This is a genomic window from Streptomyces sp. NPDC040622, assembly GCF_055593965.1.
In genome coordinates, this window is sequence record NZ_JBVIXD010000007.1 from 59,728 (window position 1) to 84,505 (window position 24,778).

Here is a 24,778-nt window from a genome sequence, read left to right on the forward strand (position 1 = left end):
TCACCAGTAGCTGCCCCGCACCATGGCGGCCAGGCTGCCGTGGTGCAGGATCAGCGTGTCCGCGTCCTTCTCGGTCGCGGGCACCGCGGCCTCACCGAAGTGGACTTGGCGGTAGGCGACACGCAGCATGACGATCGCGTGCCGCAGCGCCGCGTACAGCGTGTAGAACTCCATGTCGCGCGGTGTGTGCCCGGTGTGCCGGGCATACGCCTCCTCGATGCGGTCGCGGCGCAGGAAGTCCGGCAGGCCCGGCTGGCCGAAACTCACCGTCAAGTCCTGGAAGAAGCGGTGCAGATACACCATCCAGCCGAGGTCGACCTCGCGCGGCGCGAGTGCGGCCATCTCCCAGTCGAGGACGGCGGCGGGCTCGAAGTCGGCGTAGATGATGTTTCCGATGCGCGCGTCGCCCCAGGTGAGGACGGTGTCGCCCTCGTCGCGCGGCCACAGGTCCGCCAGCTTGTCGAAGGCGCTCTCGATGACGGGTGAGCGGGGCAGGTCCTTCACCACCCACGCGTAGTAGGCGCGCTGGGCGGCGACGTGCCGTCGCAGCGGGCTGCCCTCGCCCGGCAGGGCGAGGAACTCCGCCGCGTCCGGGGGAACTTGGTCATGCAGCCGGGCGAGGACCCGGATGGATGCCGCTTCCAGGCGTGCGCGTTCGGCGTCGGTCGCCGCGTGCAGCCAATTGCCCTCGTACGTATAGGGCATGACGTCCGGCGGTACGTGCCCCTCGACGCGCTCCATGGCGAAGAAGGGCGCGCCGAGCGGCCCCGCGTCCTCCTCGAGCCACAGCACGCGCGGCACCGGCACGTCGGTGTGTTCGGCGACGAGTCGCAGGGTGCGGTACTGCCGCGGCATGTCGTACTCGGGGAAGACCGTGTACGCCGCCGGGTCGGCAGCCACCCGCAACACACAGTTCCTGACCGGTGGTTCGGGGTGCTCGACGGCGAAGAGCAGGGTCTCGCTCGACATGCCGTTGGACTCCGGAACGCTCACGTCGACCGCCTTGGCGCCGGGCAGCCGGGTGTCGAGCCAGGCAGTGAGGCGGCGGGCGAGTTCTTCCGGTTCACGGGTGGTGGTGCGGGGGCGGGGTGCCGTTGCCATGTCCGTGCTCCTTCCTTTCACCCGTGTCCTCAGGGCGCCACGGAGTCGAATCCGGTGAAGCCGCTCGGGTCGTGCCGGCCGAAGCTGCCGTGCTCGAAGATGCCGTGGCCGATCTGCCCGTCGAGAGTGAAGCGGGCGGCGTGGTCGATGACGCCGTACGCGGCCAGGGGGTGGGCCGCGGGGTCCGACAGGTCGTAGGTGCGCCGGTCGGTCCAGTCGCGGCCGCGCCAGGTGCCGTGCTGCCAGTCGTCGGCGGGCGGGTAGCCGGCGCCCACGGCCAGCGGCAGCGAGGCGAGGACGTCCACGCCGAGCTCCAGGGGCCCCCGGCCGTCCGGATCGGTGAGGTGGATGACGGCGCGCTCGGGGTGGCGGGTGCCGGAGCGGTAGGCGATGTCGGTCTGCGGCCAGCCGAGTTGACGGTCGGGCAGGCCAGGGCGGACGAGGGTGGCGTCGTTCAGGGTGCGGTAGCCGTCCGCGTCCTCCTGGGCGATGACCATGAGGAAGCGGTCCTCGAAGCGCACCGGGCACCAGATCCAGTGGAACCCCTCGGTGGCGAACTCCTCCTCCAGGCGACCCCGTTCCTCGCCGGGGATGGGCCGCACGCCCCAGCTGCGGTCGCGGGTCGCGGTCCACTCCCCCGCCGTCACGGCCGTCTCCTCGCCACCCGCCCTGATCGTTCCGGCGGGCCGGCCCGCCTGCACGAAACGGCGCCCTTCCAGGGAGAGCCGGTCGCCGCGGCGCTGCGTGTGGTGCGGCTCCCACAGGGCGGGGAAGTCGGCGGTCCAGGTGAGGTCGTACGAGAGGGACGCGTCGTCGTCCGGATCGGCCGCGCACCGCAGACGGATGCGGTGCAGCGGCTCGTCGACCGTGATGGCCAGCGGGCCGACGCGGAGGTTCATCCGGTCCTCGCCGAGCGCGTCACTGGCGCGTACCGCGTGGAGCGTGTCCCCGATACGCAGGGTGGCGTACGCGTCGATGACGCCGGTGTTCGGATAGACGCCGAGCCCGAGGATGAGCAGGGCCCGGCCCCGGTGGTCGAAGAGGTGGAAGATGCAGCGGTCGTAGGCGTTGCGGTCGCCCGTCGCGACATACTTCATCGACAGGGGGACCTGATGCACGGGGTACTCGTCGAGCGGAACCGGACGGTCGTCTGCCACGGCAAACCTCCCTGGTCGCACGGCAGTTCAGGGTGGCGGAAGGTGCTGGGCACCTCCGGCGCGGAGTTGACGGTACGTCAGTTACCGGGCCGGAGCCAGAGACGCGTCAGGCCGTTCGCCGGCCGGGCGGAGGCCGTTCCGGGGCTCCGCGAGAAGCGTTCCGGACTCCGCGGGAGCACCCGGGCGGCCTCGCGGAGCCACCCTCCCCCGCACCCGCGTGCCCGAACGGGCCCGCCGCGAACGGAGGCTCGATTTCCCGGGCCGGTGACTTCGGCGCCCCGGCGGGCGTTGACCCTGTATGACCCCCACGGACATGGGCGCGGACATGGGCCCGGCGCACCTTCCCACCGGCCGCCGACGGCGCACGCTGGTGGCGGTTCCCGCCTCTGCAGAATCGGTTCCCCAGCGGCCTCAGGACCCCCCGCAGCACCAGCCGTCACACCAGCCGCACACGCCACCGCATCAGCCGGCCCGCCCGCCCCAGCCGCACCAGCATGTGCACCAGCAGCCCCAGCACGTCCACCCGCCTCAGCACATGCATCAGCCGCCACCCCCGCTCATGCATCAGCCGCCCCACCAGCCGTACCAGCAGCCGCACTTCCAGGACCCGCCGATCTACGGCGCCATGATCCGGTACTGGGCCGACCGGGGCCGCACCCTGCCCGGGCGCCACGACCCCGAGTGGGCCCTGCTCGTGGCGCCGCCGATGAACCGCGGCCAGTTCAGCGCGAGTCGGGACCCGCGAGGTGACGTGCGATGACCATGCGCTGGATCTGATTGGTGCCTTCGACGATCTGCAGCACCTTCGCCTCGCGCATGAGGCGCTCCACGGGGAAGTCCGCGGTGTAGCCGTACCCGCCGAGGACCTGAACGGCGTCCGTCGTCACCTTCATGGCGGTGTCCGTGCACAGCAGCTTGGCCATCGCCGCCTGCTTGGCGAACGGCCGCCCCGCGTCCCGGAGCCTGGCCGCGGCCAGGTAGAGCGCCCGGCCCGCCTCGATCTGCGTCGCCATGTCCGCGAGCATGAAGCGCAGGCCCTGGAAGTCCGCGATGGGCCTGCCGAACTGCTGCCGCTCGGTGGCGTACGCGACGGCCTCGTCGAGCGCCGCCTGGGCCACCCCGATCGCGCAGGCCGCGATACCGAGGCGCCCCGAGTCGAGCGCCGAGAGCGCGATCGCGAATCCCTGGCCCTCGTCGCCGACGCGGCGGGCGTCGGGGACGCGCACGCCGTCGAAGTTGATCTGAGCGGTGGGTGACCCCTTCATGCCCATCTTCTTCTCGGGCGCCGCGGCGCTCAGCCCCTCGGCGTCGCCGGGCACCAGGAACGCGGTGACGCCACGCGGGCCCTCGCCGCCGGTGCGGGCCATGACGGTGTAGAAGTCGGCGATGCCGCCGTGCGTGATCCACGCCTTGGTGCCGGTGACGACCCAGTCGTCGCCGTCCCTGACAGCCTTCGTGCGCAGCGAGGCGGCGTCGGAGCCGGACGCCGGCTCGGAGAGGCAGTAGGCGCCGAGCAGGCCGCCGCCGAGCATGGCGGGCAGGTGCTCGGTCTGCTGCTCCTTGGTGCCGTACCCGGCGAGCGCGTGACAGGACAGGGTGTGGACACTGACGCCGAGGCCGACGGTCAGGCGCGCGGCGGCGAGCTCCTCAAGCACCTGGAGGTAGACCTCGTAGGGCTGGTCGCCGCCGCCGAACCCGGCGTCGTACGGCAGCCCGAGCAGCCCGGATTCGGAGAGCAGCGTGAAGACCTCGCGGGGGAAGCGTCCCGCGTCCTCCTCCTCGGCCGTCCGCGGCGCGATCTCGCGCTGGGCGATGTCCCGGACCAGCGAGAGCAGATCCCTGGCCTCATCCGTGGGCAGCTGACGGTCGACCGCCTGCGTGACGTGGTCGGGCATGACGCTCTCCTCCCTGTGGGGCTGCGGCGGACGCCCGCGCTGGGTGGGGCGGCGCCGCCGGGAAACGTGCCGGACCGGGGACTCCCTCCGGGTCTCGGAAGCAGCTGACCAGGGCCGTGGCGCGTTGAGTATGCCCGATCGGGGGCGGCCAGTCACTAGTTAACGACCGCTTACTCGAAAGATAGCCGAAGATCACCGATGGCGGCCCGATTGGTACGAACCATTGACCGCACTGGTCTAGTCCTCCTACTGTTCCCCCGAACGACTTACCGCGTTCATGCCAAGTCGCACGCGCAGGTCCACAGCACCACTTCCCCCCCTCCCGGTTTCCCCCCACGAGGAGACACGATGCTCAGACCGCACACCCCCCGCGCCTCCTTCCGGGCGCTCCTCGCCACCGCCTGTTGCGCCGTCCTCGGCGCGGGCCTGCTGGCCGGCGCGGGCAGCGCCGCCGCCGAGCAGGACCAGGGCACCGCGACGAAGGCCGCCGCCGGTTCCAAGGTCGTCGGCTACTTCACCGAATGGGGCGTCTACGACCGGAACTACCACGTCAAGAACATCGACACCTCCGGCTCGGCCGACAAGCTCACGCACATCAACTACGCCTTCGGCAACGTCCAGGGCGGCAAGTGCACGATGGGCGACGCCTACGCGGCGACCGACAAGGCCTACACCGCGAACCAGTCCGTGGACGGCGTAGCCGACACCTGGGACCAGGAGCTGCGGGGCAACTTCAACCAGCTGCGCAAGCTGAAGAAGAAGCACCCCGACCTCAAGGTCCTCTGGTCGTTCGGCGGCTGGACCTGGTCGGGCGGGTTCACCGAGGCCGCCAAGAACCCCGCGGCCTTCGCCCGGTCCTGCTACGACCTGGTCGAGAACTCCAAGTGGGCCGATGTCTTCGACGGCATCGACATCGACTGGGAGTACCCGAACGCCTGCGGTCTGACCTGCGACACGAGCGGGCGCGCGGCGTACAAGAGCCTGATGTCCGCGGTCCGTTCGAAGTTCGGCGGCAACAACCTGGTGACCGCGGCGATCCCGGCGGACGCCTCGGCCGGCGGCAAGATCGACGCCGCCGACTACGCGGGCGCCGCCCAGTACGTCGACTGGTACAACCCGATGACGTACGACTTCTTCGGCGCCTGGGACGCGAAGGGCCCGACCGCCCCGCACTCGCCGCTGACCTCGTACAACGGCATCCCGAAGGAGTCCTGGAACTCCGACGCCACGATCAAGAAGCTCAAGGCGCTGGGCGTGCCCGCACAGAAGCTGCTGCTCGGCATCGGCTTCTACGGCCGCGGCTGGACGGGCGTCACGCAGAAGGAGCCGGGCGGCACCGCGACCGGCCCCGCCGCGGGCAAGTACGAGCAGGGCATCGACGACTACAAGGAACTGAAGACCAAGTGCCCGGCCAACGGCACGGTCGGCGGGACCGCGTACGCGCACTGCGGCACCAACTGGTGGAGCTACGACACCCCGGCGACCATCGCGGGGAAGATGGGCTACAAGAACCAGCAGGGCCTCGGCGGCACGTTCTTCTGGGAGCTCAGCGGTGACACGTCCAACGGCGAGCTGATCAAGTCCATCAACTGATCGGTCGCACAGCGCACGCGAAGGGGGCGGGAGCCGGTCGGCTCCCGCCCCCTTCGCGTGCCCGGCTCAGGGCCTCGGCGGCGCCGGGTACGACGGCTCGAAGTCCTCGATCACCCGCAGCGTGTCCCCGAGGGTCCGCACCAGGAGCGAGCCCACCGTCTCGCGCGACAGGTCCCGGTGGCCGATCCAGTCGAGCGCGACGCCCTCCACGCTGCACAGCCAGCCGAGCAGCGCGGTGCGCGCGAGGCGGGGGATGTCCTTGCGGCCGTACGCCCCTTCGGCGATCGCCTGGATCAGCGCCTCGCGCACGCCGTCGCGTATGGCGTGCACCTCGGCGTCGAAGCCGACGCCGCCGCTGATGATCGTGCGGTACGCCGCCTGGTGGTGCTCGGCGTAGCGGAGATAGCCGTCGATGGTGCGCTGCACGCGCTCCACGGGCGGCAGGTCGTCGTGGCGCCCGGCCCGCGCGACCAGGTCGGCCACCGAGTCCTCGATGATCGCGAGGTAGTAGCCGCGCTTGGACTTGAAGTAGTAGTAGATCAGCCCTTTGGCGACGCCCGCCTGCTTCGCGATGTCGTCCATCGACAGGGCGTCGTAGGACGTGTCGGCGAACAACTTCCGGCCGATGGCAATGAGTTCGGCCCGGCGTGCCGTGGAGCGGTCGGTACCGCGCTGTTGACTATTATTCAATTTCGGCCCTAGTCTCCAACTGCCTCGAGTTGTCCGCAGTATGGCAGAACAGTGCCACCTGCCGGTTCGGCTCCCGACGGCACCTCACGCACTCCCCTTACGCACGCTTGACGACGCGGAACGACGTACGGGAGGAAGACAGTGGACGCAGCACGCACCGCGTTACGCGAGGGCAGAACCTCCTGGAAGAAGACGGCCGTGGTCGCCCTGCCGGCCGTCCTGGCCGTCGGCGTGATGGCCTCCGTGATGGCCGAAGGGGCGCTCGCCGCGTCCTTCGCCGTCTCGGGCACCAGCTTCCAGGTCTCGTCCGGCAAACTGACCAGCCAGGGCCTGTCCTCGTACGTCCAGACGGACCGGGACGTCGACGGCAAGGGCCACCCGGTGGCGCTCCTCGGGATCGGTGACGCCACCCTCTCCGACATCTGCCAGGCCGCCGAGGTCAAGACCCCGGTGGGCACCGTCGTGTTCAAGCTGACCGCGGGCGGCGACGCGGGCAACGTGACCGCGAGCAACCTCATCATCGACGGCGAGGACCTGGTCGGCGACGCCCGCTTCGGCACCGCCGAGATCGGCCGGGACGCCTCGACGCTCGACGAGGTGCCCGGGGTCAAGGGCGAGCGGGGCAAGTTCGGGCTGCAGGCCGGGGACATCACGGTCTCCGGGGTGAAGTCGCACGCCTGGTCGGCCACCGGCGGCAACTTCCGGCTCAAGGGCATGAAGGTCGACGTCAGCCTCGGCGGCAAGAAGTGCTTCTGACCGGCGGCGGCAGCGGCGGTGTCCGGGCCTTCCGCAAGGACGGCGGCGGCCCGCTCGACCGGCGCCTGCCGTGGCCCGAGCAGCGCAGGGCCGTCCGCAGGTGGCGGCGGACCCGGCCGTTCTGGGGCGGGCTGCTGCTGATCCTCGGCGGGGCCGAGATGCTGCTGATCCCGCTCTCGCCGCTGACGCTCCTCGTGAGCCTCGGGCTCGGCGGGATCGCGGCGCTCGGCATCGGGATCGCGCTGATCGTGGCGGGGCTCTTCCTGTGGCTGCTGCCGCACACCCACCACTACGTCAGCGTCAACGCGCTGATCCTGTCGGTGGTCTCCTTCGCGGCCACGAACCTCGGCGGGTTCCTCGTCGGCATGCTGCTCGGCATCGCGGGCAGCGCCATGGGCTTCGGATGGACGCCGGTGCCGCAGGACGCCGAGGAGGATCCGGCCCGGCCCCGGGTGCGCGACGGACAGGGCACCCGCACCCTGGGCGTGCTGCTGCCCGTGGCCATGGTCGCGGGGCTCGTCGCACACGGCAGCCCGGCGCGGGCGGCCGCCGCGCCGGAGATCGTGGCGCCGCGCGTGCCGCCAACCGTCACCACGACGCTCTTCGCTCCGCGGGGCTTCCTGCTGGCGGGCGTCACCGAGATCCCGACCTCGGACGGGCCGCTGAAGGTCATGGTGCTGCGCATGAAGGCCGCCTCGCTCACCGACTACCGGCTCAGGACACGGGACGGCAGCCGGGAACTCGCCCTGGGGGCCGACACGTTGGACCTGAGCGGCGAGGTCACCCTGTATCTGACCAAGTTCAAGGGGTGTCTGGAGGGCATCCTCTGTCTCACCTTCACGCCCGACAAGCTGCCGGTGCCGCCCGTCGTGCCACCGTTCGTCTTCATGACGGACGTGAGCGCCGAACAGGCCCTGGTCACCTCGGAGTCGATCGTGGCGGGCGGGCTCACCCTGCGGGCCTCGGCATGATCCAGATCCAGGCCGCCCTCTTCTGGGCGTACGCGATCGGGGCGACGTTCGCCCTCTCGGCCGGGCGGCAGCTGCAGGTGTGGGAGCGGATCAACGCGGGCGAGGGCCCGCGTACCCGCAGCCGGGCCGCCAATCCCTACCTGGCGCTCACGGTGCTCTTCGCCGCCGTCCTGATGGTGCCGACCGGGCTCTTCCTGCTCTGGCAGAACCCGGCCTGGGCGACCATGCACGTGGCCGGGGGACACGACGGCGTGTGGGCGGGCTTCGTGCTCTTCTACGCGGGCGGCATCCCGGTCGCCGCGGTCCTCGGGTTCCTCGTGGCGCAGTCCCTGGTGCTCGTGGGGGCGGGCTACTGGGCCTACCTCCAGTGCGTGGGCGGCTACTTCCTGCTGTTCGGGACGCTGATCCACGGCTGGGACGGGAGCGGGTACGAGCGCTTCCTCTCCCCCGGCGCCGGCGACTTCGCCGACTGGCCGCGGGACAGCGTCGTCAACCACGTCCTGGACTTCCTGACGTCCGGGACGTTCCTCGCGCTGCTGCTCTTCGGGGCCGCGGTGATCGGCACCATGCTGGTGACCGAGATCGGCTGGCTCATGGAGGGATGGTCGCTGCCCGGCGCCGACGAGGACCGCAGGGTGCCAAGGCTCCTCGCCGTCGTCATCGCCGCGGCCGGGGTCTACGGGCTGCCGTTCGCGGGCGCGCTCTTCGCGAGCGTGCTGGTCCGCCTGGTGGGCGGCCCGCTCGGGCTCCCGCTGTTCGCCGTGGTGGCGGGCGTCACGCTGCTGCACGGGCGCTCGCCGGTGCGGTGGCTGTACGGCCTGGTCGGGGTGCCGGGGCGGCACTGGCGGGCCGGCCCGGACGGCCCCGGCGATCAGGAGAGCGGCGTCCCGGCGGAACGCTCCGCGTGAGGGGCGCTCACAGCGGATCGAGGCAGGTGTTCACAGCAGGCCGAGCTGCGTGACGAACATGGCGAGGACGACGACGAGTGTCCAGCCCGCGAAGTGCTCCAGGAGCTTCGGTCCGTCGTCCTTGGGGCCGCCGGTGCGGGCCTTCGCGCGGACGGCGGTGACAGAGGTCGCAGTCATGTCATCTCACTGACGTTCGTGTGGCAGGGCTCCCCCACGCCGTCCCGCGGTGTTCGCTTCCCCCCACGAGACCCCTCCACCTTGCCAGCAGAAGGCCGTCTTGCGGGAGAGACCTTGGTCACCCCACAACTCGGACGTCGTGCCGCGCGTCTAAGTACGGACGGCGGGGACCTCCGCCGCCCGTTCGCCCGCGCACCGCACGACCGAGAGGTTTCCGATGAGCACGAACCGGACGACGCCCCGCCGCAGAGCGCGGCTCGCCCTCGCGGCCGCCATCACCGCGGCCGCAGCCCTCACCGCACCGGTCTCGCAGGCCGCACCTGCCACCGCCGAGAAGCCCTCGCCGGGCGCGCCCGGCCTCGGCGACCCGATGTTCCCGCTGGACGGTAACGGCGGCTACCGGGTCGACCGCTACTACCTCGACTTCGACTGGCAGGCACCGAAGACCCCCTTCGAGGCGTCGACGACCATCAAGGCGCGCTCCACGCAGGCGCTGTCCCGCTTCAACCTGGACTTCGGCGGCAACACCCTGCACCGGGTCACCGTCGACGGCTCCGCGGCCGGCGCCTCGCGCGAGGGCGACGAGCTCACCGTCACACCCAAGTCCCCGATCGCCAAGGGCAGTTCCTTCACCGTCAAGGTCACCTACACCGCCGACCCGACGCAGACCCGGCACCGCGACGACGCGATCGAGGACTACGGCTGGATCCCCACGCCCGACGGCACGGTGGTCTACCCGCAGCCCAACGGCGCCCGGCTGATCTTCCCGGCCAACGACCACCCGAGCCAGCGGGCGCCGATCACCTTCCGCATCACGACGCCGGGCGACCGCACGGCCGTCGCCAACGGCAAGCTGGTCTCGCGCGCCGAGCGCCCCGACGGCCGGGTGCGCTGGACCTACGACTCCGAGCAGCCGCTCTCCACCCAGCTCGTGCAGCTGGCCGTCGGCAGGTTCCAGCTGGTCGACGGCAAGGGTCCCGGCGGTCTCCCGCTGCGCGACGTCGTCCCGGAGGCGCTGGTCGAACCGACGGCCGCCTACCGGGCGCTCACCCCCGACCACCTGAAGTGGCTGCAGGAGAAGCTCGGCCCCTACCCCTTCGACCGGTACGGCGTGCTGGTCGGCGACACGGACCTGGCCGTGGCCCTGGAGACCCAGACCCTCTCGCTCGTGCCGAAGGCCGACCTGCTCGGCACCAAGGTCGACGCCGAGCGGAACCTGGTGCACGAGCTGACCCACCAGTGGTTCGGCGACAGCGTGGCCCTCAAGAGCTGGTCCGACCTGTGGCTGAGCGAGGGCCACGCCCGCTTCTACGAGCGCGAGTACTCCCAGGAGCACGGCGGGGACAGCTTCGAGGCCGCCATGAAGACCGCCTACCAGGCCCACGACCAGTGGCGCAGGGACTACGGCGCCCCCGCGGAGCCGACCGAGCCGAACCTGTTCAAGCGCATGCGGTACGACGGCTCGGCGCTGGTCCTGTACGCGCTGCGCGAGCAGGTCGGCGACGCCACGTTCCAGAAGATCGAGCGCGCCTGGGTGAGCGGCTTCCAGGGCCGCACCGCGAGCACGCGGGACTTCGTCGACCTGGCGTCCAAGGTCGCGGGCGAGGACCTGGAGGGCTTCTTGAAGCCCTGGCTGTACGGCTCCAAGACCCCGCCGATGCCGGGGCACCCGGACTGGGTGGTGGACCCGGCCCTCTGACGCCCTCTGACGGGGAAGACCCGTGCCCGCGCGCGCTCGACATGCGGACTCCGGGTACCCCTCATAGCGTGGAGCCGTCCCCGAACCAGAGGAGTCGTCATGGGCGACAGCGCCATGGACAAGGCAAAAGGCAAGGCCAAAGAGATGATGGGCAAGGCAAGCGGCAATGACCGCATGGCTGCCGAGGGCAAGACGGACCAGGCCAAGGGCAAGGCCAAGGACGCCGCCGACAGCGTGCGCGACAAGGCCGAGGGCATGCGCGACTCACTCCGCGACAACGACGACCGCTGACCCGAAGCGTGGGCCCGCCCTCCTGCGAGGGCGGGCCCACGCCTCGCTCAGCGCACTCCCACCGCGGCCAGCGCGTCGCGCTGGCGTGTGGACAGCTTGGTCGGGAAGTAGAGGTAGCAGACGCCTCCCGTTCCCGACACGACCTTGCCCGAGGCGTTGTAGCGCTGGGTGCGCAGCCAGATGTTCTCCCACTCACGCCTCTTGTAGACGCGGCGCACCGCCGGGTTGCTCGGCGACGCCGGGTCGTTGGCGATCACGTCGCCCTTTGCGGTGAAGCCGATGACCGTCATCAGATGGCCCGCCGTGCCGTAGCCCGCGCCCGTCAGCTCCTCCTTGAGGAACGACTGGGACGTTATGGCCGGGATGCCCGCGGCGATCAGCGTCTCCAGCTCCGTGAGCGAGGCCAGCCGGGTGACGACGCCCTGGAGGTCCTTGTACGTCGAGGCGTACGCGGCGTTGAAGGGCCAGTTGCCGCAGCCGTTGTACTGGTAGTCGAAGGTGTACCGGGCCGCGTGGCACACCTGCGGGTCGGCGTAGGCGGGGTCGACCCAGGCCAGCTGCTCGGCCGTCGGTTTGCGCCCCCAGTACTCGATGATCATCTGCGAGGACGTCGGGCTGCACCAGGCCTCGCCGCCGTTGTCGTACTCCGGGTACTGGCCCGCGTGGATCTCCTGCGAGTAGCGCGGGACCGTCAGCTCCTTGGTGAGGCCCGGCTCGGACGCGGGCACCGTGAAGCGGTCGGGGATCGCCGAGGCCATCGCGCCGAGCCGCCAGACCGTGGGGGTCACGGTGGCCCCCGGCTTGCGGTAGAGCGTCAGCCGCAGCTGGTAGGAGACGATGCGCGGGCCGTTCGCCGCGTCGTCGAGGGAGAGGGTGTCCGTCCAGACCGTGGACTTGTCATCCGTCTGGTCGTCCACCGAGGTCCGCCTGATGTCGCTCGCCTCGTCGTCGCCGGAGGTCCAGCGGCCCATCACGTACCAGGGCGACTTCGTCTTGTCCGCGTACGTTCCCCGCAGCTCGACCTGGAGCCAGGTCCCGGCAGGGGTGTGCGCGTTCCAGGACGCGATGATCTCCGTGGCGGGCACGGTGGAGCGGTGCGCGGGCGCGGTCCACCGGGCGTACTCCCAGGTGGCGGTGGTGCCGGTGTGCGGGTCCGCGTAGTCGGCGCGGCCCGCGGGCTTCGCGATGCGCAGGCCGGGGCGGGTCCCGGTGACGACGGCGGTGCCCTCGGCGCTGCCCGTGTGCCAGTCCTTCTGCGAGGTCCAGAAGCGGTTGTCCACGAGACGGCCGGCGCGCGGGGCCCGGCCTCTCTCGCCCGGGGCGCCCGCCCCCGGGCCCGCGGCCAGGGCGGGGGCGGCGGTCGCCGCGAGAGCGGCCACGGCGGCGGCCGTGGCGAGTACGGACCGGCGCGACATGCCGTCGGTGCGGCCGGCTCCGTCGGTGGGGCAGGTTCTGTCGGTGCTGTCGGTGCTGTCGGTGCTGTCTGCTCGGTCGGGTCGGTCAGCTCGGTCCATGGAAGGGACCCCCAGTCGACGTGGTTTCCGGCGGGATCCGGAAGGGTCGGGTCGGCGGATGCACGGAAGTGGGCCAACCATGGCCGGTCCCGGCCGACTTCTGCCAGCGCCCCGGACACTGCCGCGCGCATCAATATTGGCCTCAACCAATGGCATGACCTGCGACGGCGCGCGGAACACATCCTTCCGCAGTCGTACCCTTGCCCGTGATGACCGGACACGCGCACACCCCGCTCCCCCGCCTCGCCGACACCCTGCGCCGCCTGCCGCCCTCCTGCGGACCGGTCCGGCTGATCGCCGTGGACGGCCACGCGGGCTCCGGCAAGTCGACGTTCGCCCGGAGCCTGGCCGCGGCGCTGGGCGACGCGCCGGTCCTGCGGCTCGACGACATCGCGAGCCACGACGAGCTGTTCGCCTGGACCGAGCGGCTGCGGCGCCAGGTCGTCGAACCGCTCTCCCGCGGCGAGACGGCGCACTACGCGACGTACGACTGGGTCGAACGCCGCTTCGGCCTCGCCGACACGCCGCTGCCGCCTGCGCCCGTGGTGATCGTCGAGGGGGTCGGCGCGGGCCGCGGGGCGCTGCGGGGGCACCTCGCCGCGGTGCTGTGGATGGACGTGCCGCACGAGGAGGCATGGCAGCGGGGCCGCCGGCGGGACGGGACGGTCCAGAGTGACTTCTGGGACGGCTGGGAACCTGCGGAACTCCAGCACTTCACCGAGGATCCCTCCCGGCCCTTCGCCCACCTTTTGGTGCGACAGTGCCCAGAGGGATACGAGGTGTTTCCGGGGCCCGGAGTGACGCCCACGGGAACCCGAACCATCACGGAGAGTGAAGGACCATCGGCGGTCCGCTGAACCCCCGGAAATACGCTTCCACTTGACCTCACGAGTTTTCGCGAGTGCCCCAACTCTGCTTGACCCAGGGCCCTTACAGGACTTACGTTCTGAATGTGCGGTCTTGAGGGACCGCCCGCAGACGCGAAGCCCCCGGTTGTTCCCCCGTGATCGGGGGCTTCGTTCTGCCCTTCGCGCCCGATTTCCGGCCGCCACGAGCCGCCATCCGCTTACCGTCGGTCACCACCGGGCGTTCTTCCATCGGCCCTTTCCGGCCGATCCCGCGGTGCGGCACCCTACGGCTGACCGCTCCCCCGCAGGTACGATGAATCTCGGTGCGCCTTTTCGGACGGCTGCTCTGCGCATCGAAACAACTCCCGTCCGCAGCACAGTGGTTCAGCGCAGTGGTTCAGCGCAGTCGCCGGCGGGCACCGGTCCGGCGGTACGCAAACGGGGGCACGGTTTGTGGGGGACCTGATGGACTTCGACGCGGTGGGCTCACCCGCCCCGGCCGACCTCGCCTGGCTGAGGGGCGTCGACGCCTACACGATGGGCGCCTATCCGCAGGCGGAGGAGGAATTCCGGACGGCGGTACGGATGGATCCCGGGATGGCCGACGGCTGGCTCGGGCTGCACGCGCTGCGCATCGACACGACGACGGCGCTGCTGCGGATGTTCCAGCACCGGGACCGGTTCGGCGAACAGCGCACCCGGCACGCGCGCGCCCTCAACTCCTGGTACTGGCTGGGCTGGTGGGTGCAGCCCGTCCTGGAGGGCACCCGCGACCTGCTGCTCGCGCACGCCTCGCACTGGCTGGACGGCCGCCATGTCCCCGAGCTCGACCGGGCGTTGGCAGGTCTGCCGCCGGTCGACGCGGACCCGCAGGTGCGCTTCCTGCACGCCTGCCGCTCCTACCTGGTGAAGGACTGGGAGCAGTTGGTGCGGCACACGGACCCGCTGATCGACGACGCGATGCTCGGCATCGAGGCCGGGCTGTTCGGCGGCATGGCACGGGTGCGCCTGGAGACGTACGGACAGGCCGAGCCGCTCCTGTCCGCCGCCCTGATGCGCTGCCGCAGCGAACAGCCCCAGCGCAAGGAGCTGCGCTACTGGCTGGCCCGCGCACACGAGGGCACCGGCCGTTCGGCCGCCGCCCTGCCGCTGTACCGCGCGGTGCACCGCGTCGACGCCTCCTTCATGGACACCTCGGCCCGGCTCGCCGCGATCTCCGAGGGCGACGGGTACGACGAGGCGGCCGACCTCGCCGCCGCGATCAGCCTGACCGGCACGGGCCAGGACGTCCTCGACGGGCCCGACGGCATCGACGTGCTCTTCGGCTCGGAGGGGCGTGACGTGAAGGTCACCGACCCGCAGGCCCTGTCGGGCGGCGGCGCGCCCGGGGCGACCGGGCCCACCGACCCGGCCGGCGGTGCGAGTCCTTCCGTCCCCGCGCAGACCGACGGCGTCCGCGAGAAGGCGATCATCCCGGTCAAGGCGGGCCCGCCACAGCTGCCGCCGGGCCCCACCGACCCCGCCCTCCTGGAGGCCGCCCTCTCCGAACTGGAGGGCATGGTGGGCCTGGAGCCGGTGAAGCGCCAGGTCAAGGCTCTTTCGGCGCAGCTGAACATGGCGCGGCTGCGCGCCGCCCAGGGCCTTCCGGTCCAGCCGCCGAAACGACACTTCGTCTTCTCCGGCCCCTCGGGCACCGGCAAGACCACCGTCGCCCGCATCCTCGGCCGGGTCTTCTACGCGCTCGGCCTGCTCGGCGGCGACCACCTGGTGGAGGCGCAGCGCGCCGACCTCGTCGGCGAGTACCTGGGCCAGACCGCCGTGAAGGCCAACGAGCTGATCGACTCGGCGATCGGCGGGGTCCTCTTCGTCGACGAGGCGTACTCGCTCTCCAACTCCGGCTACGGCAAGGGCGATGCCTACGGCGACGAGGCGCTGCAGGTCCTCCTCAAGCGCGCCGAGGACAACCGCGACCACCTCGTCGTGATCCTCGCGGGCTACCCCGAGGGCATGGACCGCCTGCTCGCCGCCAACCCCGGCCTGTCCTCACGGTTCACGACCCGCGTCGACTTCCCCTCGTACCGCCCCCTGGAGCTCACCGCCATCGGCGAGGTGCTCGCCGCGGACAACGGCGACCTGTGGGACGAGGAGGCGCTGGAGGAGCTGCGCTCCATCAGCGGACACGTCGTCGACCAGGCCTGGATCGACGAGCTCGGCAACGGCCGCTTCCTGCGCACCCTGTACGAGAAGAGCTGCGCCTACCGCGACCTGCGGCTCTCCGGCTATCCGGGCGACCCGGGGCGCGACGACCTCTCGACGCTGCGGCTGCCCGACCTGATGCAGGCGTACGGCGAGGTGCTCTCGGGGAGGGGACCGCAGGACGCCCCGGGAAGCTGACGCCCGGACCGCGGTCCCCAAAGCGCTCTCGCACAGAACGACGCCGCCGCCCGCGCGAGGCCGGGCAGGCCCCTCGCGGGCGGCGGCACGCTCTCGGTCCGGCCGCGGATCAGGCCACCGGGCTCACGGCGAACGCCGAGTCCCTGGCCTCCTCGGGCGGGGTCCGCTGCACCGTGACGCGGTGCGCCGGGTCGCGGACCTCGCCGACCAGGAGCTCCAGGACGTCCTCCAGGGCGACCAGGCCGAGCACCTTGCCGGACGCGTCGGCGACCTGCGCCAGGTGCGTCGCGGCGCGGCGCATCACGGTCAGGGCGTCGTCCAGCGGGAGTTCGGACCGCAGCACGGTCATCGGGCGCCACACCTGCTGCGGCACGGCACGGTCGGTGTCCTCCAGGTCCAGGACGTCCTTGACGTGGAGATAGCCCATGAAGGCGCCGTTCTCCGCGCAGACCGGGAAGCGGGAGTAGCCGGTGCGCCCGGTGAGCTCTATGACCCGGGCCGGAGTGACGGAGGGGCCCACGGTCACCAGGGACGCCCGGTCGAGCAGGACGTCGGTGACCGGGCGCGAGCCCAGCTCCAGGGCGTCCTCCAAGCGCTCCTGCTCCACGGGGTCGAGCAGTCCCGCCTGGCCGGAGTCCTCGACGAGGCGGCCCAGCTGCACGCTGGTGAACACCGCCTCGACCTCGTCCTTGGGCTCCACCCTGAACAGCCTCAGGACGACCCGCGCGCACGCCCCGAGCGCCACGGTCACCGGACGGCACAGCCGTGCGAAGGCGACGAGCCCCGGACTGAACCAGAGGGCGGTCTTCTCGGGGGCCGCCATCGCGAGGTTCTTCGGGACCATCTCGCCGATGACGAGGTGGAGGAAGACGACGACGGCGAGCGCGATCACGTAGCCGAGGGGGTGGATCATGCCCTCGGGCAGGTGGGCCGCCTCGAAGAGCGGTTCCAGGAGGTGCGCGACGGTCGGCTCGGCGACCGCGCCGAGCGTCAGGGAACAGACGGTGATGCCGAACTGGGCGGCCGCCATCATCTGCGGCAGGTGCTCCAGGCCGTAGAGGACCTGACGGGCCCGTTTGGAGTCCAGGGGCTCGATCTGGCTGCGGCGCACGGACACGAGGGCGAACTCGGCGCCCACGAAGAAGCCGTTGGCGAGCACCAGCAGCACGGCGAACAGGAGTTGCAGCAGGCTCATCGGAGTGCCTCCGCGGTGTCCACGACGGCGGGGGCGGCCCCCGCGGCGCCGGCCTGTACGGCACCGGCTTCCCGGGTACGCACCAGGCGCACCCGCTCCGCGCGGTAGTGCCCGACCTGGCGCACCGAGAGGCGCCAGCCCGGCAGTTCGGCCCGGTCGCCGGGGGCCGGGATGCGCCCGAGCAGATCGGCGACGAGACCGGCCACGGTTTCGTACGGCCCCTCGGGTACGTCGAGTCCTATGCGCGTGAGCGTGTCGACGCGGCAGCTGCCGTCGGCGTCCCAGGCGGGCCGGTCGTCCTCGGCCGGCGCCGGGCAGAGCTCGGGCAGGTCGAGGCGGTCGTGCTCGTCACGGACCTCGCCGACGAGTTCCTCGACGATGTCCTCCAGGGTGACGACGCCCGCCGTGCCGCCGTACTCGTCGACGACGACGGCTATGGGCTGCTCGCTGCGCAGCCGCTCCAGGAGGGGCTGCACGGGCAGCGTCTCCGGGACGAGCAGCGGGGACTGTGCGATGCGCCGCACGGGCGTCCTGAGGCGCTCGTGGGCGGCCACCGCGAGGGCGTCCTTGAGGTGCACCATGCCGACGACCTCGTCGATCCGCTCGGTGTAGACGGGGAAGCGGGACAGGCCGGTGGCCCGGGTCAGGTTCACCACGTCCTCGGCGGTCGCCGACGACTGCAGCGCGCTGACCTTCACGCGCGGTGTCATGACGTGCTGCGCGGTGAGCTCACCGAGGGAGAGGGTGCGCACGAACAGGTCGGCGGTGTCCTGCTCCAGGGCGCCGGCCTGGGCCGAGTGCCGGGCCAGGGAGACCAGTTCGCCCGGGGTGCGGGCCGAGGCCAGCTCCTCGGCGGGCTCGACGCCCAGGGCGCGCACCAGCCGGTTGGCCACGGCGTTCAGGAGGGAGATCACGGGCCGGAAGAGGCGCGCGAAGACGTGCTGCGGGCCCGCGACGAACCGCGCGACCTGCAGCGGCCTGGACACCGCCCAGTTCTTGGGCACCAGCTCGCCGATGACCATCTGCACGGCGGACGCGAGCAGCATGCCGACCACTACGGAGACACCGCCGACGGCACCTTCGGGGACGCCGGCCGCCGTGAACGGACCCGCGAGCAGACGCGCGAGAGCCGGTTCGGCGAGCATGCCGACGACGAGCGAGGTGATGGTGATGCCGAGCTGGGTGCCGGAGAGCTGGAAGGACAGCTCCTTGAGGGCGCTGACGACCGTACGGGCCCTTCGGTCGCCGTCGGCCGCGGCCTTCTCCGCGTCCGGCCGTTCGACGGTGACGAGGCCGAACTCGGCCGCCACGAAGAAGCCGTTCGCGAGAATCAGCAGGAATGCCGCCCCGAGAAGCAGCAGGGGCACTGTCATGCCGCCGCCTCTCCGGTCGTACCGGTCCCGGCATGTCGGGAGGGGGCGGCGCAGGTACTACAGGACGATCCGTCCATCGCCGGAGGGAGTCACTCCTCGGGTAGCAGGAGCCCCTGGGAGCCGGGCGGGCCCGTCAGGGGCGGGGCGGCACACCATGCGCGCCCCGCCACCAGGTTAATCAAGACCGGGCGCGGAACGTCCAGCCCCCGTTCGGCGGGTCAGCCGTCGTCGCCGGGAGCCGTACGGGCGTCGGCGAGCGCGCGCAGGGCGCGGGCGTCGCCGATGGCCTGCTGCTTGGCGATGCCCGGCTGGATGCCGAGGGCGGGCAGGCTCGTGCCGTCGCTGAGGTTCAGGAACACCCACGGGTCGCCGGGACGCAGGTTGACCTGCACGATCTCGGCCCAGGCGAGCCGGCGGCTCGTCGCGATGTTGACGACGGTGACGCCGGACTCGTCGGCGACGACCTTGGGCCTGCTCAGCAGCACGAGCACACCGCAGAGCAGCGCGCCGGTGAAGACGAAGCTGGTCCGCTCCCCCGGACTGAGGGTGGGCAGCAGGAAGGCGATCACCGTGATCACCACGAAGATCGCGACGCCCGCGGTGAGCAGGACGGCGCGGGTCCGCGTCGGCCGGAAGGTGACGGGCAGGGCGGGCGGGGCGGGGTGGTCAGACATGAGGCGGGGGCTCCGGCCGGGTCAGAGGCGGCAGGCGTGGATGGCCGTGGTCAGGATGGCCCGCGCGCCGAGGGCGTACAGGTCGTCCATGACGCGCTGCGCCTCCTTGGCCGGGACCATGGAACGGACGGCGACCCAGCCCTCGTTGTGCAGCGGGGAGATCGTCGGCGACTCCAGGCCGGGGGTGAGGGCGACGGCGCGCTCCAGGTGCTCGGCGCGGCAGTCGTAGTCCATCATCACGTACGACCTGGCGACCAGGACGCCCTGGAGGCGGCGCAGGAACTGCTGGACCTTGGGGTCGTCGCCCTCGGCGCCGGTGCGCCGGATGACGACCGCCTCGGACTTCATGATCGGCTCGCCGAAGACCTCGAGGCCGGCGTTGCGCAGGGAGGTGCCGGTCTCCACCACGTCCGCGATGACCTGGGCGACGCCCAGCTCGATGGCGGTCTCGACGGCGCCGTCCAGGTGGACGACGGAGGCGTCGACGCCCTGCTCGGCGAGGTGCTTGGCGACGATGCCCTCGTAGGAGGTGGCGACCGTCTTGCCGGAGAGGTCCTTGATGCTGTTCGCGGTGCCCGGCTTCGCGGCGAAGCGGAAGGTGGAGCGGGCGAAGCCGAGCGGCAGGATCGCCTCGGCGTCGGCGCCGGAGTCGATCAGCAGGTCCTCGCCGGTGATGCCGATGTCGAGGCGGCCGGTCGCGACGTAGATCGCGATGTCCTTGGGCCGCAGGTAGAAGAACTCGACCTCGTTCTCCGGGTCTACGAGGACGAGCTCCTTGGACTCCTTGCGCTGCTGGTATCCGGCCTCATGGAGCATCGCCGACGCAGGTCCGGACAGTGAACCCTTGTTGGGGACGGCGATGCGCAGCATGAGGCGGGATTCCTTTGCGTGATGGGTGAGTCGGGCCGGCGCGGTGGGCGCGCGGCCCGCAAGCGGTGGACGTACGGCTCAGAGGTGGGCGTAGACGTCGTCGAGGGAGATGCCGCGGGCGACCATCATCACCTGGACGTGGTAGAGCAGCTGCGAGATCTCCTCGGCGGCGGCTTCCTTGCCCTCGTACTCGGCGGCCATCCAGACTTCGGCGGCCTCCTCGACGACCTTCTTGCCGATGGCATGGACGCCCTTGTCGACCAGCTCGGCGGTGCGGGAGGTCGTGGGGTCGCCGTTGACGGCCTTGTGCTGGAGCTCGGTGAAGAGCTCCTCGAAAGTCTTCTTGGACATGATGGTCGCCACTCTACGCGGCCGGACGGTCCCCCTCAGCGCCAGGGTTCGGAGACGGTGCGCAGGGTGGTGGCGGTGGCCACCGCCGCGGTGACGGCCTCGTGGCCCTTGTCCTCGCGGGATCCCTCGATGCCCGCGCGGTCCAGGGCCTGCTCCTCGGTGTCGCAGGTCAGCACGCCGAAGCCGATCGGTACACCGCTGTCCACGGAGACCTGGGTGAGGCCCGTCGTGACGCCCTGGCACACGTACTCGAAGTGCGGGGTGCCGCCGCGGATGACGACGCCGAGCGCGACGATCGCGTCGTAGCCGCGGCCCGCGAGGACCTTGGCGACGACCGGCAGCTCGAAGCTGCCCGGCACGCGCAGGACGGTCGGCTCGTCGATGCCGAGTTCGTGCAGGGCGCGCAGCGCGCCGTCCACGAGGCCGTCCATGACCTTCTCGTGCCACTGGGCGGCGACCACCGCGACCCGCAGGTCGCCGCAGTTCTTGACGCTCAGTTCGGGTGCACCCTTGCCGCTCACGTGCTTCTCCTTCAGATCCTCTGACCGTGGTCGGTGCTGTGCTTGCGGGGCTTACTGGTTGCCGCAGGCGGACACGTCGGTGGTGTCCAGCCAGGGCAGGTCGTGCCCCATCCGGTCCCGCTTGGTGCGCAGGTACCGAAGATTGTGTTCGCCGGCCTCGACGGGCATGGGCTCGCGCCCGGTGACCTTGACCCCGTTGCGCCGGACCGCGTCGGTCTTGTCGGGGTTGTTGGTCATCAGGCGGACGCCGCGCACGCCGAGGTCGCGCAGGATCTGCGCGCCCGCGCCGTAGTCCCGTGAGTCGGCGGGCAGGCCGAGCTCCAGGTTGGCGTCGAGGGTGTCGCTGCCGCGCTCCTGGAGCTCGTAGGCGCGCAGCTTGGAGAGCAGGCCGATGCCCCGCCCCTCGTGGCCGCGCAGGTAGACGACGACGCCGCGGCCCTCCTCGGTGATACGCCGCATCGACGCCTGGAGCTGGGGACCGCAGTCGCAGCGCAGCGAGTGGAAGACGTCGCCGGTCAGGCACTCGGAGTGGAGCCGGGCCAGGACGTCCTCGCCGTCGCCGATGTCGCCGTGGACGAGGGCGACGTGCTCGACGCCGTCGACGGTCGAGCGGTAGCCGTAGGCCGTGAAGGCGCCGAAGGCGGTGGGCAGGCTGACCTCGGCCTCGCGGCGGACGGTGGGCTCCGAGAAGCGGCGGTAGGCGATCAGGTCCTCGATGGAGATGATCGTCAGGCCGTGCTTGCGGGCGAAGGGGATCAGCTCGGGCAGGCGGAGCATCTTCCCGTCCTCGCCCGCGATCTCCACGATGGCGCCGGCGGGGCGCAGTCCCGCGAGCCGGGCGAGGTCGACGGCGGCCTCGGTGTGGCCGTTGCGGACGAGGACACCGCCCGGCCTGGCGCGCAGCGGGAAGACGTGGCCGGGGCGGACGAAGTCGTCGGCGCCCGCGTCGCCCGAGGCGAGCAGCTGGAGGGTGGTGGCGCGGTCGGCGGCGGAGATGCCGGTGCCCACGCCGTGCGCGGCGGAGGCGTCGACGGAGACGGTGAAGGCCGTGCTCATCGACTCGGTGTTGTGCTCGACCATCTGCGGGAGGTTGAGCCGGTCGAGCTCGACGCCCTCCATGGGCGCGCAGATCAGGCCGCGGCACTCGCTCATCATGAAGGCGACGATCTCGGGGGTCGCCTTCTCGGCGGCGACGACGAGGTCGCCCTCGTTCTCGCGGTCCTCGTCGTCGACGACCACGACGGGCCGGCCTGCCGCGATGTCGCGGATGGCCTGCCGCACGGGGTCGAGGGTGAGGTCGGGGGTGTCTTCTTCGTGGGTGGCGGCGCTGCGCCAGACCGGTGCCACAGTCATGCCGGGGCTCCTTCCATGACGGGCTGCGAGGCCGCGGCGCGCGAGCGCAGCCACCAGTCGCGCAGGCCCCAGAGGACGAGGGCGAGGTAGACGACGTACACGAGTCCGGAGAAGGCCAGGCCGCTGCTGAAGGCGAGCGGTACGCCGACCACGTCGACGAGCAGCCAGGCGAACCAGAACTCGACGAGTCCGCGGGCCTGGGCGACCATCGCGGCGAGCGTGCCGACGAAGATGTACGCGTCGGGCCAGGGGTTCCAGGACAGCGAGGGGACGGCGCTGAACAGGGCGCCGACGGCGAGCGTGCCGACGGCGGTGCCGCCGAGCAGCAGCCCGCGCTCCCGCCAGGTGGCGAACCGGATGGCGATGGAGCCGTCCTGCGCCCGCTGCCTGCCGCGCGTCCACTGCCGCCAGCCCCACAGCGCGACGCCGATGACGAGGAGCTGCTTGCCGACGCCGCCGGACAGCTGCGCGGAGGAGTACGCGGCCACGAGGATGACGCCGGACAGGAACTGGGCGGGCCAGGTCCATATGGAGCGCCGCCAGCCGAGCGCGAGGGCGATCAGGCCGACGGTGTTGCCGATCATGTCGGACCAGAGGATGTGCTGGTCGAAGGCCGTGAAGGCCTCGGCGTTGAGCCAGTTCATCGGGTGGCCTCCCTGGACGCCGGCTGGGCGCGGTCGCCGAGCAGCCGCTCGACGTACTTGGCGATGACGTCGACCTCGAGGTTGACCGGGTCGCCGGGCTGCTTGATGCCGAGCGTGGTCAGCGCGAGGGTCGTGGGGATCAGGCTGATCGTGAAGAAGTCGGGGCCCGCGTCGACCACCGTGAGGCTCACGCCGTCGACGGTGATGGAGCCCTTCTCGACGACGTAGCGCGAGAGGCCGCCGGGCAGCGAGATCTTGACGATCTCCCAGTTGTCGGACGGCGTGCGCTCGACGATCTCGCCGGTGCCGTCGACATGGCCCTGCACGATGTGTCCGCCCAGGCGCGCGCCGACGGCGGTGGGGCGCTCCAGGTTGACGCGGGAGCCGACCGTGAGCGCGCCCAGGCTGGAGCGGTTCAGGGTCTCGGCCATGACGTCGGCGGTGAACTCGTCGCCCTCGTGCTCCACGACCGTGAGACAGACGCCGTTGACGGCGATGGAGTCGCCGTGGCCCGCGCCCTCGGTGACCACGGGCCCGCGCAGGCGGAAGCGGGAGGCGTCGGGAAGGTTCTCGACGGCGGTGATCTCGCCCAGCTCTTCGACGATTCCGGTGAACACTTCAGTGCTCCTTCGCTACGAGGGTCGCGGTGATGCGCAGGTCGGGGCCGATACGGACGGTCTCGCTCACGTCGAGCCGCAACGCTTGGGTGATCGTGGTGATTCCGCCGCCTGCCAGGGCGGCGGGGCCCGCGCCGAGCAGGACGGGCGCGAGGTAGCCGACGACGCGGTCGACGGCGCCGGCGGCGACGAAGGCTCCGGCGAGCGTCGGGCCGCCTTCGAGGAGGACGGATCGCACCCCGCGCGCGTGGAGCGCGTCGAGGAGGGCGGCGATGTCGAGGCCGTGCTTCGCGCGCGGGAGGCGCACGGTCTCGGCCTGGTGGGCGGTCGTCACGTCGTCGGCGACGGCGATCAAGGTCGGCGCCGCGTCGTCCAGGACGCGGGCGCCCGGTGTGACGGCGGTGCCGTTCGTGTCGACGACGACGCGCAGCGGCTGCACGGCGCCGTCGATGCCCCGCACGGCGAGGTGCGGGTCGTCGGCGCGCTGGGTGCCTGAACCGACGACGACTGCGTCGCACGCGGCGCGCAGCCGGTGCACGTCGGCGCGGGCCCCGGCGGAGGTGATCCAGCGGCTCGTGCCGTCGGCGGCGGCCGTGCGGCCGTCCAGGGTCGCGGCGTACTTCCAGGTGACGTGGGGGCGGCCGAGCCGTACGGAGGTCAGCCAGGCGGCGTTCCCCTCGGCGGCCGCGTCCTCGCACAGCCCCTGCGCCACGGAGATCCCGGCCGCGCGCAGGGTCTGCGCGCCACCGGTCGCGGTGGGGTCGGGGTCGCCGACGGCGTAGACGACGCGGGCGATCCCCGCGTCGATGAGGGCCTGCGCGCAGGGGCCGGTGCGGCCGGTGTGGTTGCAGGGTTCGAGGGTGACGAGGGCGGTGCCGCCGCGGGCCCGTTCACCGGCCTCGCGGAGCGCCTCGACCTCGGCGTGCGGGCCGCCCGCGCGCCGGTGCCAGCCCTCGCCGACGCTCTCGCCGGCGGCGTCGAGGATGACGCAGCCGACGACCGGATTGGGGCTCGTGGCTCCGATACCGAGCGCGGCGAGCTCGAGCGCGCGCCGCATGGCGGCTGCTTCGGCTACGGCGGTGGCCACCGGGTTCTCCTGCCTCTTCGGGCACGAACTCCGGGGCGCTGTCGATGACGACAGAACGTACGGACGACGACATCCGCGGCAACGCCGACGCCGGATGAC

General features: G+C 71.8%; 25 protein-coding genes. 9 read left to right on the top strand and 16 right to left on the bottom strand.

The genetic code is table 11. The features are described 5' to 3' along the window. The gene (locus ACZ592_RS20765) at positions 1-1,101 is read right to left on the bottom strand and encodes a phosphotransferase family protein (protein WP_471583063.1); all 1,101 of its coding nucleotides are present in this window, start codon (positions 1,099-1,101) and stop codon (positions 1-3) included. 29 nt (positions 1,102-1,130) lie between these two features. Continuing rightward, entirely contained in the window at positions 1,131-2,258 is a 1,128-nt protein-coding gene (locus ACZ592_RS20770; RefSeq protein WP_471583064.1) for an Rv3169 family protein, read from the bottom strand. A gap of 559 nt (positions 2,259-2,817) precedes the next feature. Here ACZ592_RS20770 and ACZ592_RS20775 point away from each other — a divergent pair. After that, a complete protein-coding gene (locus ACZ592_RS20775; protein ID WP_471583065.1) occupies positions 2,818-3,018 on the top strand; it encodes a hypothetical protein in 201 nt (66 codons plus the stop codon). Here the strand turns inward: ACZ592_RS20775 and ACZ592_RS20780 are convergent. Next, positions 2,981-4,153: an acyl-CoA dehydrogenase family protein gene (locus ACZ592_RS20780; RefSeq protein ID WP_471583066.1), complete on the bottom strand. Its 1,173-nt coding sequence runs from the start codon at positions 4,151-4,153 to the stop codon at positions 2,981-2,983. The genes ACZ592_RS20775 and ACZ592_RS20780 overlap by 38 nt on opposite strands. 348 nt (positions 4,154-4,501) lie before the next feature. Here ACZ592_RS20780 and ACZ592_RS20785 point away from each other — a divergent pair, with 348 nt between their 5' ends. Next, positions 4,502-5,746 (top strand): glycoside hydrolase family 18 protein, encoded by a 1,245-nt coding sequence (locus ACZ592_RS20785; RefSeq protein WP_471583067.1) that lies wholly within the window; start codon positions 4,502-4,504, stop codon positions 5,744-5,746. Positions 5,747-5,812: 66 nt separating this feature from the next. Here ACZ592_RS20785 and ACZ592_RS20790 read toward each other — a convergent pair whose 3' ends face one another. Continuing rightward, positions 5,813-6,436, bottom strand: a complete 624-nt coding sequence (locus ACZ592_RS20790) for a TetR/AcrR family transcriptional regulator (protein WP_471583068.1) — start codon at positions 6,434-6,436, stop codon at positions 5,813-5,815. A 234-nt stretch (positions 6,437-6,670) separates the two neighbouring features. Between ACZ592_RS20790 and ACZ592_RS20795 the strand changes: the two genes are divergently transcribed. From ACZ592_RS20795 to ACZ592_RS20805, 3 genes are read left to right on the top strand one after another with little or no spacing between them, the layout of a single operon-like run. Further along, positions 6,671-7,192, top strand: a complete 522-nt coding sequence (locus tag ACZ592_RS20795) for a DUF6230 family protein (RefSeq protein WP_471583492.1) — start codon at positions 6,671-6,673, stop codon at positions 7,190-7,192. Next, positions 7,183-8,163: a DUF6114 domain-containing protein gene (locus tag ACZ592_RS20800; RefSeq protein WP_471583069.1), complete on the top strand. Its 981-nt coding sequence runs from the start codon at positions 7,183-7,185 to the stop codon at positions 8,161-8,163. The genes ACZ592_RS20795 and ACZ592_RS20800 overlap by 10 nt, the downstream gene beginning before the upstream one ends. Further along, on the top strand, positions 8,160-9,071 hold the full coding sequence (locus tag ACZ592_RS20805) for a hypothetical protein (protein WP_471583070.1): 912 nt from the start codon (positions 8,160-8,162) through the stop codon (positions 9,069-9,071). The genes ACZ592_RS20800 and ACZ592_RS20805 overlap by 4 nt, the downstream gene beginning before the upstream one ends. Before the next feature lie 30 nt (positions 9,072-9,101). Here the strand turns inward: ACZ592_RS20805 and ACZ592_RS20810 are convergent, their stop codons facing one another. Continuing rightward, on the bottom strand, positions 9,102-9,248 hold the full coding sequence (locus tag ACZ592_RS20810; RefSeq protein WP_471583071.1) for an SCO1431 family membrane protein: 147 nt from the start codon (positions 9,246-9,248) through the stop codon (positions 9,102-9,104). Positions 9,249-9,465: 217 nt separating this feature from the next. Between ACZ592_RS20810 and ACZ592_RS20815 the strand changes: the two genes are divergently transcribed. Next, positions 9,466-10,947, top strand: coding sequence for a M1 family metallopeptidase (locus ACZ592_RS20815; RefSeq protein WP_471583072.1), 1,482 nt, complete (start codon positions 9,466-9,468; stop codon positions 10,945-10,947). Positions 10,948-11,046: 99 nt separating this feature from the next. Then, entirely contained in the window at positions 11,047-11,238 is a 192-nt protein-coding gene (locus ACZ592_RS20820; RefSeq protein ID WP_471583073.1) for a CsbD family protein, read from the top strand. Between the two features lie 47 nt (positions 11,239-11,285). Here ACZ592_RS20820 and ACZ592_RS20825 read toward each other — a convergent pair whose 3' ends face one another. Beyond that, positions 11,286-12,653: a peptidase C39 family protein gene (locus ACZ592_RS20825; RefSeq protein ID WP_471583493.1), complete on the bottom strand. Its 1,368-nt coding sequence runs from the start codon at positions 12,651-12,653 to the stop codon at positions 11,286-11,288. A gap of 308 nt (positions 12,654-12,961) precedes the next feature. On the opposite strand from ACZ592_RS20825, the gene ACZ592_RS20830 reads away from it, so the two are divergent. Together ACZ592_RS20830 and ACZ592_RS20835 are read left to right on the top strand one after the other, a co-directional pair. After that, positions 12,962-13,609: a uridine kinase family protein gene (locus tag ACZ592_RS20830; RefSeq protein ID WP_471583074.1), complete on the top strand. Its 648-nt coding sequence runs from the start codon at positions 12,962-12,964 to the stop codon at positions 13,607-13,609. Positions 13,610-14,065: 456 nt separating this feature from the next. After that, positions 14,066-15,994 carry an AAA family ATPase gene (locus ACZ592_RS20835; RefSeq protein ID WP_471583075.1) on the top strand — a complete coding sequence of 643 codons (1,929 nt, stop codon included), beginning with the start codon at positions 14,066-14,068 and terminating at the stop codon, positions 15,992-15,994. Positions 15,995-16,103: 109 nt separating this feature from the next. On the opposite strand, the gene ACZ592_RS20840 is transcribed toward ACZ592_RS20835, so the two are convergent. The 10 genes from ACZ592_RS20840 to ribD form a co-directional block, all read right to left on the bottom strand. Then, positions 16,104-17,189: a hemolysin family protein gene (locus ACZ592_RS20840; RefSeq protein WP_471583076.1), complete on the bottom strand. Its 1,086-nt coding sequence runs from the start codon at positions 17,187-17,189 to the stop codon at positions 16,104-16,106. Then, positions 17,186-18,562, bottom strand: coding sequence for a hemolysin family protein (locus ACZ592_RS20845; RefSeq protein WP_471583077.1), 1,377 nt, complete (start codon positions 18,560-18,562; stop codon positions 17,186-17,188). The genes ACZ592_RS20840 and ACZ592_RS20845 overlap by 4 nt, the downstream gene beginning before the upstream one ends. Before the next feature lie 218 nt (positions 18,563-18,780). Continuing rightward, positions 18,781-19,236 (bottom strand): PH domain-containing protein, encoded by a 456-nt coding sequence (locus tag ACZ592_RS20850; RefSeq protein ID WP_471583078.1) that lies wholly within the window; start codon positions 19,234-19,236, stop codon positions 18,781-18,783. 21 nt (positions 19,237-19,257) lie between these two features. Further along, a complete protein-coding gene (gene hisG / locus ACZ592_RS20855) occupies positions 19,258-20,106 on the bottom strand; it encodes an ATP phosphoribosyltransferase (RefSeq protein ID WP_471583079.1) in 849 nt (282 codons plus the stop codon). A 78-nt stretch (positions 20,107-20,184) separates the two neighbouring features. Next, positions 20,185-20,457: a phosphoribosyl-ATP diphosphatase gene (locus ACZ592_RS20860; RefSeq protein WP_389316650.1), complete on the bottom strand. Its 273-nt coding sequence runs from the start codon at positions 20,455-20,457 to the stop codon at positions 20,185-20,187. Positions 20,458-20,492: 35 nt separating this feature from the next. Then, positions 20,493-20,978 carry a 6,7-dimethyl-8-ribityllumazine synthase gene (gene ribH / locus ACZ592_RS20865; RefSeq protein ID WP_471583080.1) on the bottom strand — a complete coding sequence of 162 codons (486 nt, stop codon included), beginning with the start codon at positions 20,976-20,978 and terminating at the stop codon, positions 20,493-20,495. Positions 20,979-21,029: 51 nt separating this feature from the next. Then, on the bottom strand, positions 21,030-22,331 hold the full coding sequence (locus ACZ592_RS20870; protein ID WP_471583081.1) for a bifunctional 3,4-dihydroxy-2-butanone-4-phosphate synthase/GTP cyclohydrolase II: 1,302 nt from the start codon (positions 22,329-22,331) through the stop codon (positions 21,030-21,032). Continuing rightward, the gene (locus ACZ592_RS20875; RefSeq protein WP_471583082.1) at positions 22,328-22,975 is read right to left on the bottom strand and encodes a nicotinamide mononucleotide transporter family protein; all 648 of its coding nucleotides are present in this window, start codon (positions 22,973-22,975) and stop codon (positions 22,328-22,330) included. The genes ACZ592_RS20870 and ACZ592_RS20875 overlap by 4 nt, the downstream gene beginning before the upstream one ends. After that, positions 22,972-23,592, bottom strand: coding sequence for a riboflavin synthase (locus ACZ592_RS20880; RefSeq protein WP_471583083.1), 621 nt, complete (start codon positions 23,590-23,592; stop codon positions 22,972-22,974). Before ACZ592_RS20880 ends, ACZ592_RS20875 begins: the two co-directional genes overlap by 4 nt. A 1-nt stretch (position 23,593) precedes the next feature. Next, positions 23,594-24,649 carry a bifunctional diaminohydroxyphosphoribosylaminopyrimidine deaminase/5-amino-6-(5-phosphoribosylamino)uracil reductase RibD gene (gene ribD, locus ACZ592_RS20885; RefSeq protein WP_471583494.1) on the bottom strand — a complete coding sequence of 352 codons (1,056 nt, stop codon included), beginning with the start codon at positions 24,647-24,649 and terminating at the stop codon, positions 23,594-23,596. Positions 24,650-24,778 lie beyond the last annotated feature (129 nt).